Source organism: Christensenella intestinihominis (assembly GCF_001678845.1).
Lineage (GTDB): Bacteria > Bacillota > Clostridia > Christensenellales > Christensenellaceae > Christensenella > Christensenella intestinihominis.
In genome coordinates, this window is the sequence record NZ_MAIQ01000001.1 from 37,305 (window position 1) to 54,544 (window position 17,240).

15 protein-coding genes are annotated in these 17,240 nt (G+C 49.1%); 13 read left to right on the plus strand and 2 right to left on the minus strand.

Going from position 1 to position 17,240, the window contains the following annotated elements; genetic code table 11:
- Nucleotides 1–172: 172 nt before the first annotated feature.
- The 9 genes from BBD38_RS00170 to holA all read left to right on the plus strand — a co-directional run bounded on the left by BBD38_RS00170 (nt 173) and on the right by holA (nt 10,138).
- The gene (locus BBD38_RS00170; RefSeq protein ID WP_066683247.1) at nt 173–940 is read left to right on the plus strand and encodes an ABC transporter ATP-binding protein; all 768 of its coding nucleotides are present in this window, start codon (nt 173–175) and stop codon (nt 938–940) included.
- A gap of 132 nt (nt 941–1,072) precedes the next feature.
- Nucleotides 1,073–1,759, plus strand: coding sequence for a response regulator transcription factor (locus tag BBD38_RS00175; protein ID WP_066683250.1), 687 nt, complete (start codon nt 1,073–1,075; stop codon nt 1,757–1,759).
- Nucleotides 1,734–3,191 carry a sensor histidine kinase gene (locus tag BBD38_RS00180; protein ID WP_147568028.1) on the plus strand — a complete coding sequence of 486 codons (1,458 nt, stop codon included), beginning with the start codon at nt 1,734–1,736 and terminating at the stop codon, nt 3,189–3,191. The genes BBD38_RS00175 and BBD38_RS00180 overlap by 26 nt, the downstream gene beginning before the upstream one ends.
- Nucleotides 3,188–4,168 carry a GerMN domain-containing protein gene (locus BBD38_RS00185; protein ID WP_066683254.1) on the plus strand — a complete coding sequence of 327 codons (981 nt, stop codon included), beginning with the start codon at nt 3,188–3,190 and terminating at the stop codon, nt 4,166–4,168. Before BBD38_RS00180 ends, BBD38_RS00185 begins: the two co-directional genes overlap by 4 nt.
- Nucleotides 4,169–4,175: 7 nt before the next feature.
- On the plus strand, nt 4,176–5,624 hold the full coding sequence (locus tag BBD38_RS00190) for a GerMN domain-containing protein (protein WP_066683256.1): 1,449 nt from the start codon (nt 4,176–4,178) through the stop codon (nt 5,622–5,624).
- A gap of 16 nt (nt 5,625–5,640) precedes the next feature.
- The gene (locus BBD38_RS00195) at nt 5,641–6,153 is read left to right on the plus strand and encodes an ECF transporter S component (protein WP_066683258.1); all 513 of its coding nucleotides are present in this window, start codon (nt 5,641–5,643) and stop codon (nt 6,151–6,153) included.
- Entirely contained in the window at nt 6,150–6,866 is a 717-nt protein-coding gene (locus BBD38_RS00200) for an MBL fold metallo-hydrolase (protein WP_066683260.1), read from the plus strand. Before BBD38_RS00195 ends, BBD38_RS00200 begins: the two co-directional genes overlap by 4 nt.
- Before the next feature lie 41 nt (nt 6,867–6,907).
- A complete protein-coding gene (locus tag BBD38_RS00205; RefSeq protein ID WP_066683262.1) occupies nt 6,908–9,112 on the plus strand; it encodes a ComEC/Rec2 family competence protein in 2,205 nt (734 codons plus the stop codon).
- Between the two features lie 9 nt (nt 9,113–9,121).
- On the plus strand, nt 9,122–10,138 hold the full coding sequence (holA, locus tag BBD38_RS00210) for a DNA polymerase III subunit delta (protein WP_066683264.1): 1,017 nt from the start codon (nt 9,122–9,124) through the stop codon (nt 10,136–10,138).
- A gap of 47 nt (nt 10,139–10,185) precedes the next feature.
- On the opposite strand, the gene rpsT is transcribed toward holA, so the two are convergent.
- On the minus strand, nt 10,186–10,449 hold the full coding sequence (rpsT, locus tag BBD38_RS00215; RefSeq protein WP_066683265.1) for a 30S ribosomal protein S20: 264 nt from the start codon (nt 10,447–10,449) through the stop codon (nt 10,186–10,188).
- 168 nt (nt 10,450–10,617) lie between these two features.
- Between rpsT and murI the strand changes: the two genes are divergently transcribed.
- The 3 genes from murI (at nt 10,618) to BBD38_RS00230 (ending at nt 14,599) form a co-directional block, all read left to right on the plus strand.
- Complete coding sequence (murI, locus tag BBD38_RS00220) at nt 10,618–11,406, plus strand: glutamate racemase (protein WP_066683266.1); 789 nt, start codon at nt 10,618–10,620, stop codon at nt 11,404–11,406.
- Between the two features lie 98 nt (nt 11,407–11,504).
- Entirely contained in the window at nt 11,505–13,742 is a 2,238-nt protein-coding gene (locus BBD38_RS00225; RefSeq protein WP_066683267.1) for a vitamin B12-dependent ribonucleotide reductase, read from the plus strand.
- 197 nt (nt 13,743–13,939) lie between these two features.
- Nucleotides 13,940–14,599, plus strand: a complete 660-nt coding sequence (locus BBD38_RS00230) for a beta/alpha barrel domain-containing protein (RefSeq protein ID WP_066683269.1) — start codon at nt 13,940–13,942, stop codon at nt 14,597–14,599.
- A gap of 41 nt (nt 14,600–14,640) precedes the next feature.
- Here the strand turns inward: BBD38_RS00230 and BBD38_RS00235 are convergent, their stop codons facing one another.
- Complete coding sequence (locus tag BBD38_RS00235) at nt 14,641–14,928, minus strand: hypothetical protein (protein WP_066683270.1); 288 nt, start codon at nt 14,926–14,928, stop codon at nt 14,641–14,643.
- Between the two features lie 188 nt (nt 14,929–15,116).
- On the opposite strand from BBD38_RS00235, the gene fusA reads away from it, so the two are divergent.
- Nucleotides 15,117–17,192, plus strand: a complete 2,076-nt coding sequence (gene fusA, locus BBD38_RS00240) for an elongation factor G (protein WP_066683271.1) — start codon at nt 15,117–15,119, stop codon at nt 17,190–17,192.
- The last annotated feature ends 48 nt before the right edge of the window (nt 17,193–17,240 follow it).

Genomic DNA, 17,240 nt, shown 5'->3' on the forward strand with positions numbered 1-17,240 from the left:
GTGCGGCTTATAATTGAAGTATCAAATAAAGAAAAGGAGTGATGAAAGTGAAAAAAATGTTTTATGCGGTGATGGTTTTTGTAAGCGCCTTCTTTTTGGTCAATGCGGGGATGAGCGAAACCGAAACACTCGGAATCATTCCTGACTATAAAAAAGCATAGGACAAAGGGTTATGGAACATTTGCTTTGGGTGGACGACATTGAAAAGATATATGGCGGCAGGAGGAATGTCTCAAGGGCGCTTGCCGGGGTCAGCTTCGGCGTAGACAAAGGGGAGTTTGTCGGGATTATGGGGCCGTCAGGCAGCGGGAAGACGACCCTGCTCAATTGTATTTCGGCAATCGATACCGTAACGACAGGACATGTTTATATCAACGGAACCGATGTTGCCCAGATAAAGCCGGAACATCTTGCCCGGTTTCGGCGGGAGCAGCTGGGGCTTGTGTTCCAGGAGTTTGGGCTCATCGATTCACTGACTGCCTATGAAAATATAGCGCTTACGCTTACGATCAACCAAATCAACTATAAGGAGCTGCGCGTTCTTGTCGCGCAGGTGGCAGACGCGCTCGAAATCAGCGATATCCTGGACAAATATCCGGGGGAGTTATCCGGCGGCCAGAAGCAGCGTGTGGCGGCTGCCCGAGCAATTGTGACGCAGCCCGCGCTGGTGCTCGCGGACGAACCGACCGGGGCGCTTGACTCCCGCGCCGCCCGCCGGATGCTTGAAAGTTTTGCCAATATGAATAAGCGTCTTCATGCTACGATCCTTATGGTAACCCATGACGCATTTGCGGCAAGCTATTGCAGCCGGGTCCTGTTTTTGAGGGACGGAGAAATTTTCACGGAAATCCGGCGGGGAAATCTTGTGCGCAGCGCTTTTTTTAAGAAGGTGTTGGATGTCGTATCCCTTTTGGGAGGGGATACGGAGAACGCCGGTTAATTTTCGGAGAAAATTTATTAAGCGGATAAATGATTGCAAGGCGGTGAAAGCCGCCTTTTTATATAAGAAAGCGTTACAAAATCATAACGGGTATGCTATAATAAATTAATGTCTTAATAAGGAGCATTCATTATGGCAAAAAATATTTTGATTGTGGATGACGAGCCGACTTTGGTGAAGGGCCTGCGTTTTAATTTAGAACAACAAGAGGGCTATGTGATCGACGTTGCTTATGACGGGGAGGAAGCGTTAAATATTTTTGATCCGGAAAAGCATGACCTTATTCTCCTGGATTTGATGCTGCCTAAGATCGACGGGATGGAAGTATGCCAGAAAATACGCAGCGTATCGGAAGTGCCGATCATCATGCTGACCGCAAAAGGCGAAGATATGGATAAGATTATGGGCCTTGAATTTGGTGCGGATGATTATATGACCAAGCCGTTTAATATGCTTGAACTGAAAGCACGCATTAAGACGATCCTCCGTCGGGCGGGTGCGCAGAAAACGGTGGCCGATACGCAGGCAATCCAGGTGAAAGACATGAAGGTCAACCTGATTAACCGCAGTGTGGAAATCAAAGGGGAAGACGTCAACCTTACCGCGAAGGAATTTGACCTGCTGAACCTTTTTATTACAAACAGGGGCAAGGTGTTTGACAGGAACACGCTGCTGGAGCTCGTTTGGAAACACCAGGGGGATTTGCGCACGGTGGATGTGCACATTCGCCGCCTTCGTGAAAAAATTGAGCAAAATCCGGCGAAACCGGAATATATCTTAACAAAATGGGGAGTTGGCTATTATTTTACGAACAAATAAGCTGCTATACTCTATCAGGTGGCAATTTGCCGTCATCTATCTGGTTCTTGTAGGAATCGTATTTGGCTTGGTATCCATTGCGGTTTCGTCGCTGGTGGAGGATTATTTAGTCAACCAGCGGATTTCGTCACTGACAAAGGCGGCGAACAGCACTGCGGTCCAGGTAGCGCCGTATCTTTCGGATGATGATGCGGGGACAATGTATGATATCGTGGTGAACAACGGAAATGATTCGGGCGGCCGTTTTCTGGTTCTGAATAGTTCCGGGATTGTTGCTGTAGATAGTTTTTCCGATTTGAACGGGGTTAAATTGTCGGATCGGGAAGTGAACGACATTTTATATGGCCGGAATTCATCCTCTTACGGGTTTCATTCCATTAACGATCCCGGCAGCGGAAATTTCTGGGCCGTTTACTGCACGTCCTCCATTGTCCATAACGGGCAGGTTATCGGGGCTGTGCTCTATTCTTCCAGTATACAGGATGTGGTAAACGCAACTGCCATGCTGCAGGAGCGTACGCTTACCATATTTTTGCTTGCCTGCGGAATTATTATTATCATCAGCCTGTTTACGACAAACCTGATTACAAAACCGATCAAAAAGCTGACCGACGTTGCGATAAAGATTTCCAACGGCGATCTTTCCCAACGGGCGAATATCCGCGGGAAAGGCGAGGTTGCCGAGTTGGCCCAAACCTTTGATATGATGTGCGGCCGGATACAGAATATGGACCAGCAGAGGAGCGAATTCGTGTCGGATGCTTCCCACGAACTGAAAACCCCGCTTGCCTCCATGAAAATTCTGGTGGAATCCATGTTGTATCAGGACAATGTTCCGGAGGAAGTTTATAAGGAATTCCTGGGCGATATCAACGGTGAAATCGACCGGATGAACAGCCTTATCACAGACCTGCTGCTGCTGTCAAAGATGGACAGCGACATCGTTACGATAAATCTTGAAAAAGTGCGGATTTCCTCCATTGTAAATAAATGCGTGAATGCCCTTGAACCAATTGCGAAAGAGCGGAATATCCGGGTCAGGACGGATGTCAGCGACGATTTTGAACTGGAGTGCGATCCGCTGAAGCTGCGGCAGGCGATCAATAACCTGATTGAAAATGCAATCAAATATACGAGCGATGGCGGGCATGTGTTTGTGACGACAAAGCATCATGGCGGCGAAGGAGCGGTTCGCATTGAAGATGATGGCGTGGGAATGAGCCCGGAGCATCTGGAGCATATTTTTGAACGTTTTTACCGCGTGGATAAGGCTCGTTCCCGCGAAACCGGGGGAACGGGCCTCGGCTTGCATATTGTGCGCCGGATTGCCCTGATGCACGGCGGACGTGTTGATGTGGAAAGCAAGGAAGGCAAAGGGTCCGTGTTTACACTCGTGGTTCCGCTGGCCCAGCATACGGAGGACATATTATGAAGCAATGGAGAAAACTGGTTTGCATGGTCTTGTGCTGCGTTTCTGTTTTGGGAATCACGGCATGCACACAGCAAATCGAAGCGCCGTCCGCAACGCCTTCGGAGGAAGCGGCAATCCAAATCAATCCGCTGCCCGAAGCAGTCAGCAAGGATAAGGAAACGGCACGCTTATATTTCGGATATATGCAGGAAGCGCTTTTGATTGGCGAGGTACGCGTTTTTTCCGTTCCCATCAATGAAAATTCCGAGGCTTCCATTATTGCGGAATTGATCAAGGGGCCTTCAACCGCCCGCACCGATTTAACACAGCTTATCAATCCAAATACCAAGGTGGTAAATGTTGCCCAGGACGGAACGTTCCTCTCCGTAACACTCAGCCAGGAATTTTTAACGCCGCCGGAAACTTCCCCGGCAGACGGGGCTGCCGAAAATGATACCTATGAAAAAACGAGAAGGATGCTGGCAACCTATTCCATTGTAAATACCATTGTGGAGCAGGGGAATTTTTCCCGCGTACAGATTTATATTGACGACGACGGAACCGGAACGGGCCGTCCGCTGACGCTCGAAGAAGCGGGACTCGACGGGGAAGGAACCACCGAAGCGCTGGAACGCCGGGGCGCCCTTGACCTGAACGGGCAGAATACCTTGCGTGAAATTATGAATTGCATTGAAAATAAGGATTGGAATACGCTTTATCGTTATATCTCCTTTAAGAACCTTTACGGAGAAGATAAGCCGTCGCTTGAGGATTTCAAAAGCGAAATTACCACTGCGAAGCTCGTCGTTTCGGATGTTGAAATCGGCGACGAAATACAAAGCGCGGATGACCTTACCGAAGTTGTAATGGCAAGCTATGTATTAAAGCTGCGCGATGGGGACGCGAAAACGGTCTCAAATGTTCCAATCCGGTTAATTCTGGAAAATGATGTATGGAAAATGACGTATACTACATTCAAACGAAATTTCTTGTCATAGGTGATATATGAAACGGTTGCTGGCTGTCCTGCTCATTGGAATATTGCTGCTTTCAGGCTGTTCCGTCGTGAGGGAGGACGAGGACACAAATCAACAAAATAATGATGCGGAAACGGAGACGGTAATGCGCACGGTTAATTTGGAACCGAGCATTACCATCAATCCTGCGCTCTATTTTCTGGATAAATCAAAATCCGAACCGACGCTTGCCGCGGAAACCCGCAGGCTGGCGGTAGGCCAAAATGAGCGGGCAGAGAAGAAAATCATTGAAGCAATCCTCGACGGCCCGGCCTCGGATAACTATGCGCCGGTTGCGGAGGGATTCGCCTATGAAGGGATTGAAATACTGCCCAACCTGATAAATGTTTTTTTAAAAACCGATGAAGAAAAAACCGATGAAGAAATTACGGTGATGGAACTGGCGCTTGTATCCACCCTTGTGGATTTTTCAGGCGTATCCTACATTAACATTTTTGTCAACGGCGTTCAGGCGGGATACGAAGGCCAGCCGGTCGGCGTACTGCAAAAACCTAAGGGGACGCTCCAGGAAGAGCAGACAAAGATTGAACAGCGCGCCCGTATGGAAAAACCGTCGATGGACATCATGCTTTATTTTTTGGACCGGACGGAGCAATTTTTAGTGCCGGAGGCAAGAAGTTTCCAATTTGAGACGAACCGCCCGGAAGAGATGATTAATACTGTGGTGCAGGGGATGATGCGCGGGCCGGAAAACACCTACCAGCATATGTCCGTAATCGATAAAACCATTGCGGAGCTCATCGGGACGGAAATCGTTACCCTCGAGGACGGGCAGACCATTGTGCGGCTTAACTTCAACAAGGCGCCCGTGGCAATTACGCAGCAATTTAGCGATGGGGAAAAAATTGCGGCGTTGGCCCTTGCAAAAACAATTATTGGGTTTATGCCGGATATAGACGGGATAGAAATATATGTAAACGGCAGTGCGCAGGCGGAGCCGGTTGTTTATACCCAGCCAATGAGCGACGAGCTGCTCGGAAACAATATTCTTTTGTATTTTCCAAATTCCACATATACTTTATTTATGAGTGTGGAGCGTATGGTGGCGCAGGGAACGGCAGGGTATCCGGAAGAAATTCTTGCGGAGTTGATGCGCGGCCCGGCAGGAATGGACGATAAAGACGTGAGCCCGGCGTTTTTGTCGGGTATTTCGATGGATGACGTGAACGATGTCTATCTGGCGGGAGATACGGCGGTTGTTGATTTTAACGCTTCCATTTCCGGAAAGCTGGAAGGAATCAGCCGGAAGGATGAATCCATGATGATTTATTCAATCGTTAATACGTTGACCAATATTGAAAATATTAAACGGGTCCAGTTCCTGCTTAACGGCGAGCGCGTGGAAAGCCTCGGCGGCGGAATTATTAATGTGGTCGACCCGCTGCTCAAAAACCCCGGAATCATCAAAGACGAATAACGACGGAGAACAGACAATGGACATAAAGACAAGAAGACTTACAACAACAGCGGTTACAGCCGCCCTGGTCTACGTAGTAACCATATTGCTGGTAATTCAGGTTCCTGCCGTGAAGGGCGCTTATTTTAACCTCGGAGATGTGATTATTTACTGCTCCGCTTTCATTTTAGGCGGGCCGTATGCGGCGGCCTCCGCGGCAATCGGAAGCGGCCTTGCCGACCTCACCGTCGGGTCTACGGTCTATATTCCCGCAACGATCATTATCAAAGCCTGCATGGCGCTTCTCGTTGGGGCCATTACAAAAAAAAGCAATTCATTTAAACATTATGCGGCCGCCTGTGTGGCCGCCGCGCTTGTCATGGCTTTTGGATATTTTGGATATGAAACCTTTCTGGTCGGCCCGGGAGGGGCGCTGCTTACGTTGATACCGAACCTGATTCAGGCGGGATGCGGCGCGGCGCTCGCGCTCGTGCTTTATCATCCGATGGCAATGATGAGGACAAAAATGAATCTGAGGGCAATGGCATGAAAGTTACAGTGCTCGGAAAATACGGGCCTTACCCAAAGCAGGGCGGGGCAACGACCTCTTATCTGGTGGAATGCGGCGGGAAAAAGGTACTGCTTGATGCGGGCAGCGGAAGCCTCTCGCGTGTGCAGGAGTTTTGCGCGCTTGATGATCTTGACCTCGTTATACTGACTCATTTGCATTCCGACCATTGCAGCGATATGTTTATTCTGCGCTATGCGCTGAAGGGGAAAACGCTCCCCGTATTCCTGCCCCGTATGCCTGAAAAAGAGTATGGAATCCTGCATGCCTGTCCATGCTTTGATACGGTGGAAATTTCGGAAACGTTGGATTGCGAAATTCCCGGAACAAATGTAAAGCTTTCATTCTGTAAAACGATTCATCCTGTGGAATGCTATGCGGTTAAATTCCGGGAAGGGCAGGACAGCTTTGTGTTTTCCGGCGATTCGCGCTATAGCGGCCCTTTAACGGATTTTTGTAAAGGAACCGGCACCTTCTTGTGTGACAGTGGCTTTTTATCCTCTCAGGAGGATACGGGAGCGCTTCCGCATATGTATGTCAGGGAAGCTGCCCTTACGGCACGGAGGGCGGGTGTAAAGCGCTTGCTGCTTACCCATATTAATCCTGTTTACGAGGAAAAAAAGCTCCTGGACGAGGCCGCAGCAGTGTTCAGCCCTGTGGAGATTGTGAAAGAATTGGAACAGTACCATATATAAATAAATGTACCGCACAGCGGTCCCGTTGATTGGGGGAAGAAATGAAGCGCGTCTTAAATCCAAGACCGGTCGCTTTTCTTGCATTCTTTTTAGTACTGGGCATTGCCGCGGCCTATTATCTCGGCCTGCCCGCAAATATTTCACTGCCCGTATGGGTTTTATGCGCGGGTGTTTTTTTATTTCTCTTTTTTAAGCAAAACAGGCGGATGTTCACCGCGCTGTACCTGTTTATATTTTTCCTGGGGGCCTTCCTGTTCCAAATGCAGTTTAGCACTGATTTTTCCGGGATTGAATCGAACGAGGTATACCGGATAACAGGATATGTTTCCGACCGTTCCAAAATGGATGCGGAAACGCATACCTATGTTTTAACAGACGTAACGGTTGGGGGACAGGGTTTTGGAAAGAAAGTTCTCTTGTATTCTCCCGATATTCTGGAGTATGGCGATACGGTCGCGATGGAGGGGGAAATCTCCCTGCCTTCGCCGCCGCGGAATCCCGGAGATTTCGATGAAAAAATGTATCTGGCCGGGAAGGGGGCCGGTTTCAGCCTTTACCGAACTTCGGTTGACGTAGAAGGCAATCGGCTATCATGGTATCAATATCCGTTTTTGCTGCGCGAAAAAATGGCACAGGGAATCGATCAAATCTTTTCGGAGGAAAGTGCGCCGATTGCAAAAGCCATGTTTTTGGGGGTGAAGGATGAAATTCCCCAGGAAACAAGGGACAGCTTCTCCAAAACGGGAATCGCGCATATCCTCGCCATTTCCGGACTTCATGTCGCGATTCTTTCCTATGCCTTTAATTTCCTGCTTAAAAAATTGGGATCGGGACGAAAACCGCGTTTTGCCTTGAATATCGTCCTGCTTATCGCATATGCGTCGCTGACAGGGTTCGCGCCCTCTATTTTGCGGGCCGTCCTGATGACTATATTTGTCATTATAGGCAGATGGAAATTCGCAAAACGGGATACGCTTGTGTTTCTTTCGGCCGCCCTCGTATTCACGTTGCTGGGGAATACTGTCCAGCTTTTTTCACCGGGACTTTTGATGTCCTACGGCGTTGTGTTCGGGATATTATGTTTGAACCCTCCGCTCACGCGGATTTTCCGAAAAATCCATCTGGATAAAGCACGGCTTGATGCCCCGCTTGCAACCTCTCTTTCGGCGACTGCTTCGGTTTTTCCCATGACCGCCTACTTTTTCAATAATGTTGCGATTGCCGCCCCCCTGGCAAATTTCTTTGCGGTTCCACTCGCGGGAATTATCGTTCTGTTTACGGGGCTGGGGACTGTTTTTTCGCTTGCGCTCCCGCAAGTAGGGCATATGCTTGCCTTCCCGGCAGAGCTTTCCATTCGGGGGCTTACCTGGCTCAATGAGCAAATTGCCCGGAACTCTTTTGGGTTTATTGAGGTAAACGGATTTCCGGTTTGGGCCTGTATTGCTGTCATGGCAATTATTTTCCTGGGATCGGACTATATGCTTATAAAACGGAAAGCAAAGGCGCTGGCAGCGGGGCTTCTTGCCGGAGTAATTTTGTTCGCGGGCGTTGCGGCCGTACCATCCGCTCCGGTGCGTGCGGTGATTTTGGATGTGGGAACGGGAGACGCAATCCACATCTCCGCGGAAGGGAAGGATTACCTGGTCGATAACGGAGGGAATCTTCAATATTCCAATATCAGCGATTATGCCGGGAAAAACCGGATTGTTTTTGATGCGGTTATCGTAACAAACGACCGGACAAAAAATTTGCAAAGGCTGGCGGCGGATAACCGTATCAAAATGCTGTATGTACCTGGAAATTATATGCCTAAGGAATACGATGCGCAATATCCCGTGAAAGAATACGCAATATATGATAAAATACAAGTAAGCGACAATGTTTTGCTTGAAAGCGTGGGAAGCGATGGAAAATATCAATCGCTGGTCCTGCGTTACAAGGGGAAACCGGTATGCCTGTTTGCACAGACAATGCCGGAAGATATAAATTTTGCGGAGACGGTTCCCGTCCTAAAGCTGGCGGGCGGAGGCAAGGAAGGCGCGGTAACGGATGCGTTTCTTTCGCAGCTCAGGCCGCGGTATGCGGTTGTTTCCGTAAAAGAAAAGAATAAAAAAGCATTGCCCGATTCCCTGACCGTAGGATTGCTTGAGGAAAAGGGCGTTGAGCTGTTCACCACTGCGGAAGACGGTGCGGTGACAGTTTTGGTAAATGAGCAGGGGAACCTTCAAATACAGACGGAAAAGTGAGCGTGTTTCATGAAGGCACAGGAAGCATTAAAACAGATCAAAGCGGGAAACGTTAAAAACTTCATTATATTAGGCGGAGAAGATGACGCACAGATACAACAGGCGTTCCATGCCATTCTGTCCGCCCTTGACGTGCAGATGCCGGAACTGAACCTCTCGTTCTTTGAGGAACGGCCGGAGCCCATGACGGTGGTGCGTTCCCTCGAAACATTGCCGTTTATGGGGGAACGCAGGGTTGTTGTCATTAAAAATACGGACCTTCTTTCAGCCGCCGCCCCAGGAGAGCTCAGCGCGCCCTTTGAAAAGGCAAACATGCCAATGCAGAATGTTTTGCTGGTTGTGCACCGGGGGAAGGCGGATAAACGAAAAGCATTTGTAAAATATGTCATAAAAAACGGAATGTTTGTTGAATGTAATGCGATGAAAGATAACGAACTTGCCGCGTATATCGTACAGGCGGCCAAACGGAAGAACCTGCTGATTTCCACTAAAAATGCGCAAACCCTCGCTGTGCTTGCGGATGGGGATATGGGTGTTGTCGGTAGCGAGCTTGAAAAACTTTCCTGTGTGTGCCGCGGAGATATTACGGCAGACGATATTGAGAAATATGCTGTCAAATCCATGCAATATAACGTATATAAGATACATGACCTGCTGGTGGGCGGCCATGCACGGGAAGCGCATACCCTGATTGACCGTATGCTTGCGGAAGAGAACAATCCGATCGGATTCCTGACCCTCCTTGCCAATAATTTTCGGCAGATGCTGGTTGCAAGGGCATGCCGGGATGCTCGTTTCCCGGAACAAAAGATTATATCCCATATTATGCAGGCTACGGGAGCCTGGGAATTTGCCGCGCGCAGGGCGCTCGCACAGTGCAAACAATTCACGGCCCGGCAAATCAGGCGAGCCCTTGAAAAGCTTGCGCAAATGGATTTTGATGCCAAGCAGGGAATCATCAGCCTGAAAACCGACCTTTATCCGCTGCTTGTGGATATTTATATGAACGCAAACAAAAAAGGCTGAGGGTGAATCAGCCTTTCGTATTTTATCTTTATGGGGGAGACAAAAAATTATTCAGCTTTGCTGTTTAACTTTTTTGCCAACTGCGCTTTGGTACGATTTGCTTTGTTCTTATGGATCGTACCTTTTAAAGCAGCCTTATCTACCGCGCTGACAGCGTCTTTGTACAGATCGCCTGCATTTGCACCGTTTTCAGCGACCGCAGCCTCGAACTTTTTCAGGTCCGTTTTGAGTGCGGATTTAATCATTTTGTTCTGCAAGGTCTTTTTAGCGATTACTTTTACACGCTTCTTAGCTGATTTAATGTTAGGCATCGTTTCACCCCCCGTAATATTTTAATCCAGCAAATGGTATTTTATCATATTACAAGGCCCTTTGCAAGCTATTTTTGGTATGATTGCCGGAAAGCGGGACTCTTTACTCCGCACGTGTCTTGTTATATAATAAAAACCGTCCATAAAAAGAAGAGAACGGGATGGAATATGCAAGCAAAAGAATTGCCGATTGGCGTTTTCGATTCGGGCGCAGGCGGGGTAAGCGTGCTCGCCCAGGCAAAAATATGCCTGCCGCACGAAAAATTTATTTATTATGGGGATAGCGCAAATGCCCCCTACGGTACGAAATCGGAGGATGAAATCCGCGATCTTTCGCTTGCCTGCGGAGATTTTTTGTTCCGCCAGGGCGTGAAAATGATCGTCATTGCCTGCAATACGGCGACCAGCATTACGGTACAGGCAATGCGTGAAAAGTACAATATTCCAATTATCAGCATAGAGCCGGCGGTAAAGCCGGCGGTGGAAAAATATCCTGACGGTAAGATTGCCGTTCTGGCGACCCCTGCGACCCTTCATCAAAAGCGGTATTTCCACCTCCTCAGCAAATTGAACGCGGCGAAGCAGGTGGTCAATATTGAATGCGGCAGCCTTGCGGAGCTTGTAGAACGGGGAAACCTGTCCGATCCGCATATCAAGGCCTATCTTTATGAAAAGCTTTTGCCGTACAGGGGCCAAAATTTTGGCGGCGTGGTCGTTGGATGTACGCATTATTCTTTCGTAAGCAGCCAGATTCGTGATGTGGCGAGAAAAATTTGCGGCGGTTCGTGTGAAATATTCGACGGCATGTATGGCACGGCACGGCATATCGCGGAGGTGCTTGCGGAAGAAGCGCTTTTAAGTGGATCACCGGAAGAAGGGGATGTAACATTTTTTTCTTCCGGGGAAATGGGTCATGTTGACGTTTTCAAACGTTTTTTTCAAAACTTTCTGAAATAAAGAAAAAAGGGCTGGCATTTCAGGTCCCGTTGGTGTACTATATGTAGTGCCTGAATTGTGCTGGTGGCACTAAATATATTGCGCAGGGGGATTTTTTAATGTTAAGCAAAAACGCGGTAACGGTGCTTGAAAGACGTTATCTGAAAAAGGATGCGGCTGGAAAGCCAATCGAAAAACCGGAAGACCTTTTTAAACGCGTGGCCAAGGCCATTGCAGAGGCGGACAGGGAATTTGATGCGGATGCAGATGTAAAAACAACACAGGATATTTTCTACGACATGATGTCTCATTTAAAATTCATGCCGAATTCGCCGACGTTAATGAATGCGGGCAGGCCGCTTGGGCAGCTTTCCGCGTGCTTTGTTCTCCCGGTCGCGGACAGCATGGAGGCCATTTTTGATGCGCTTAAAAATGCGGCGTTGATTCATAAAAGCGGCGGCGGGACAGGCTTTTCTTTTTCGCGCCTGCGTCCGGCAGGGGCGGCGGTCAATTCCACGGGCGGAGTGGCCAGCGGACCGATTAGCTTTATGAAGGTATTCAATGCCGCAACGGAGGCTGTGAAGCAGGGGGGAACCCGCCGCGGTGCGAATATGGGCATTTTACGCATCGATCATCCGGACATCATGGATTTCATCCAGTGCAAGAAAAATACGACCGAAATTACAAATTTCAATATCAGCGTGGGAGTCACGGAAGAGTTTATGAAAGCCGTCCATGAAAAGCGTGAATATGCTCTGATTGACCCGCACGATAAAAAAGAGTGCGGAAGGCTTTACGCTCCGGACGTATTCGATTTGATTGTAAAGATGGCGTGGACGAACGGCGAGCCGGGTATTGTCTTCCTGGACCGGATCAATCGTGATAACCCGGTGCCGTCCCTCGGTGAAGTGGAGAGCACAAACCCCTGTGGAGAACAACCGCTGTTGCCCTTTGAAAGCTGCAATCTCGGCTCCATCAACCTTGACGCCATGCTTGTTAAAAAAGACGGCGAATATGAGCTTGATTATGAGGAATTCGAGCGGACGATCCATAATGCGGTGCATTTTCTGGATAATGTAATTACCGTAAATAGCTATCCGCTTGATGAAATTCGGGAAATGACCCTCTCGACCCGCAAAATCGGGCTTGGGCTGATGGGGTTCGCGGATATCCTGTACAAACTAAAAATTCCCTATAATTCCGATGAAGCAATTGCCCTGGCGGAAAGGATCATGCAGTTTTTGCGTGATACGGCGCGTAAGGCTTCCAATGAACTCGCAAAAGCGCGCGGCACGTTTCCGACCTATTCGGAAAGTGTGTTCAAATCAAATGGAATCGTCCAAAGGAACGCTACGGTTACGACAATTGCCCCTACGGGAACCATTTCGATTATTTGCAGCGCCTCCTCAGGTATTGAGCCGATTTTTGGGCTTTCCTATATTCGCAATGTCATGGATAACGACGAGCTTCTGGAAATCCATCCGTACTTTGAGGAAGTCATGAAGGAACGGGGATTGTACAGTAAAGAACTGATGTCGCGGATTGCGCAGGAAGGGACGATCGCCCATATTGAAGAAATTCCGCAGGATATCCGAGATGTATTTGTAACCGCGCACGATATCACGCCGGAATACCATGTGCGTATGCAGGCGGCGTTCCAAAAATATACGGACAATGCGGTTTCCAAAACCGTGAATTTCCCGCGCGAGGCGACGCAGGGCGATGTGCGGACGGTTTATGAACTGGCGTATGAGCTCGGACTCAAGGGAGTTACAATTTACCGTGACGGGTCCCGGGACGCACAGGTTTTGAATATCGGGAAGGTAAACAAGGCGGAGGAATCCGGTGCAGGCGGCGCCGCTCCGGAGAAAGACGAGGGCCGGGTCGCGCCGCGGATGCGTCCGGAAATCACGCAGGGAATTACGCAAAAGGTTAAGATTGGATGCGGGAATCTTTACATTACGGTAAATTATGATGAGAATGGAATTTGCGAGGTCTTTACGAATCTGGGACGGGCCGGAGGATGTCCTTCCCAATCCGAAGCGACAAGCCGCCTGATCTCGACGGCGCTGCGTTCCGGAATGGATGTGGAATCCATTGTGGAACAGTTGCGCGGAATCCGCTGCCATTCCACGCTCCGCAAGGCGGGGGATGTGAAGGTCCTCTCGTGCCCGGATGCAATCGGCCGGGTGCTCCAGACAGTGGCGCAGATGCAAAGCGAAAAAATCGCCCCGCTTGTCATGCAGGACGAACCCAATGCGCCTGACGATTCCAAATGCCCGGAGTGCGGGAAACCGCTTTCCTTTGAAGGCGGGTGCAACATTTGCCGCTCCTGCGGTTATTCCAAGTGCGGATAACCGGGGCTTATGAAATGAAAAGCGGGCAGGATATCCCAATACGGTATCCTGCCTTTTTCTGTATAGAGCAAGGAAACTCCTGCCTGGAACATATCAGAACGCCGGTTTTTAATCCGTAAATTTAGTTTTATGGTTGATTTTTTGCGGTAGATGTATGATACTTAATAGTGAATCTGACCTGTAAAGAGAGGGTTTATATGCCTGCCAAGGAATTTGAAAGCAAATTGAGGTATCTGATTATTTCGGTGCCCGATGTGATCAGGACAGCGCCGGGGATCAAAATATTCGGGCGCACCCTTCGGTCCTTCCTGTTTACGACGGATATCGCGCTGATTCGGAACACCGATGCAGATGCAATTATGGCGGTCTATCCGTTTACCCCCCAGCCGTCCATAAACCAGGCGATTATGACGACGGCCGATGTGCCCGTTATGTGCAGCGTTGGCGGAGGGGAACTGAAAGACGAGCGCGCGGTTCACCTGGCGCTGGAAACCGAATTTCGCGGTGCGGTAGGGGCGGTGTTAAGCCCGGAAATCGGTAACGACATTATCGCGAAGATAAAAAAACGGGTGGATATTCCGGTTGTGGTAACGGTGGTTTCGGAAAAAGAAGATATTGAACGAAGGATTGAAAGCGGTGCGGATATCCTGAATGTATCCGGTGCGGCGGATACCTGCCGTATTATCGAGCGGATACGCAATAAATATCCTTATATGCCGATCATTGCGACGGGCGGTCCTACGGATGACAGCATTCGCGAAACCATTGCCTGCGGCGCGGATGCGATTACCTACACGCCTCCGACCAATGCGGAATTGTTTAAGAAGACGATGCAGCTTTTCCGGGAGAATCTGTAAATAAAAAATCCGGCCTTGAGGGCCGGATTTTTTCTGCTGTTTTAACCAAACAATCTTCCTGTAAGCGCTCCGACGAGGATAAATAACCCAAGACCGATAATCAGGCCGATGAGCCAGAATTTAGTGAACAAAGCCAGCCGCATGTCGAGCGAACGCTCAATTTTCCGCTGGCCGAAGATGACGACGGCAAAGATAATGATAAACAAATATTGCAGCAAAATATTGTCGGATTCACTGCCGAAATAAATTGCGAGCCAGATGCCGATCCCGGCGACAATCCCCAAAAACCTCTGCCAAAAATTCAATTGTTTTTCCGTAAGTTGTTTCATAGAATACCCCTCAATTCCAAGTGCTTTTCCTATTATTGCACAGAATGCCTTTAAATTCCATATTAAATCGAAAAATTTATTTATTTTTTAGCAGGAATCTGTTACACTGAATATATCTTCATTTCAAATATTGGAATTTAAGTTTAAGAGGCTTCACATAAATAAATATCATTAGGGAGGCTTATTACATGAAAGTATATCATCCACAGGACATTTTTAACATTGCGGTTGTCGGGCACGGCGGAGAAGGAAAGACGACGCTCGTCGAGGCAATGCTTTATGATTCCGGTGCAATAGAGCGTATGGGCCGCGTGGAAGACGGAAATACCGCGACGGACTATGACGGCGAAGAGGTTAAGCGGCAGATATCAATTGGGCTTGCACTTGCCCCCGTTGAATGGAAAAATAAGAAAATCAATCTGATCGACGCCCCGGGGTATTTTGATTTTGAAGGGGAAGCGGTTGCGGCATATGAACTCTGCGACAGCGCACTGATTGTGTTAAGCGCGAATGGAACGGTGCCGGTGGGCGCGCAAAAGGCTTATGATTATTGTTCAAAGCACGAAATTCCGCGAGCGTTCCTTGTTAATCAGGTAGATAAGGAGCATGCGGATTACATGAAAACGGTTGCCGCGCTTGGAACCAAATACACCTCCGCAATCACAGCCGTGCAGATGCCCGTTATGCAGGACGGCAAGTTTGTCGGCATCGTTGATATTATCGGCATGAAAGCATATCTTTTCGACGGCCAGAATGTGAAAGAAGCGGAAATCCCGGCGGACTGTTCCGCAGATGCGGAAAGCCTGCGGGAAACTCTGGTGGAGAATGCCGCCGGTAATGACGAGGAACTGATGGAGAAGTTTTTCGACGGTCAGGAGCTTTCCACGGAAGATATTTTAAAGGGCCTGCGGGCGGGAATTCTCCAGGGGAGCATCGCTCCCGTATTTGTCAGTGCGGCTGCGCCGAATACCGGAGTCCGGGAACTGATGGATGAAATGATTGCCCTTATGCCGAATGCGGCGGAAATGCCGGGCACCGAAGCGCTCGATGCCGCCGGAAATTCCGTAACGCTTAAAATCGATACTTCCGCACCATTTACGGCGCATGTTTTAAAGACAATCGCGGACCCGTTTGTGGGAAAATTATCTATCATAAAAATTGTACAGGGTACGTTGAAATCGGATATGTCCATCACAAATGCCAATACGGGCAAACCGGAAAAATGTTCGGGCCTTGGCGTTATGCGCGGTAAGAAGCTGATTAATATAGGCGAGCTCGAAGCCGGCGATATCGGCGCGGTTGCCAAGCTGCAGCATACGGCGACAGGCGATACGCTGTGTTCTACGTCGTGCGTCGTGAAATTCCCGCCGCTTGATTTTCCGGAGCCCTGCATCTGCCTTGCAGTCGGCGCGAAAAAAAAGGGCGAGGAAGAAAAGGTATTTTCCGGCCTGCATCGCCTGGAGGATGAAGACCCGACGTTTAAACTTGTAAAAGATACCGAGACGGGCGATATGCTTGCCAACGGTATGGGAGAAATGCACCTTGAAGTAATCAACAACAAACTGAAAAGCAAATTCAATGTGGAAGGCGAGCTGCATGATCCGCGGATTCCGTATCGCGAAGCAATTAAAAAAGCCGTCAAGGCACAGGGGAAACATAAAAAGCAGTCGGGCGGCCACGGGCAGTACGGCGATGTATGGATCGAGTTTTCGCCCGTTCCGGACGGGCTCGCCGACTTTGTGTTCGAAGATAAAATTGTCGGCGGCGTTGTACCGAGACAATATATTCCGGCCGTAGAAAAAGGCCTTAAGGAAAGCATCAGGAAGGGCGTGCTGGCGGGTTATCCGGTGGTCGGGCTGAAATGCACGCTCTATGACGGCTCCTACCACACGGTGGATTCTTCGGAAATGGCGTTTAAGGTGGCCGCGAACCTTGCGTTCAAAAAGGGAATTGCGGAAGCGAATCCGGTTCTCCTCGAACCGATTATGAAAGTTGTGGTTACGATCCCGGACGAATACATGGGGGATATTATTGGCGACCTCAACCGCAGGCGCGGAAGAATTCTCGGAATGAATCCGCTTGACGGGGTGCAGGAAGTGACGGCCGAAGTGCCGCTCAGTGAATTGTTTAAATATGCGACGGACCTGCGGTCCATGACACAGGCGCGCGGTACGTTTAAGCAGACCTTTGAGCGGTATGAAGAGGTTCCGGCGCAGATGGCAGGAAAAATTATCGAACAGGCAAAAAAAGATATGGAAGAATAACTTGAAAACTGGTAAGATAAAGGCTGTGGCGACACAGCCTTTATTTTT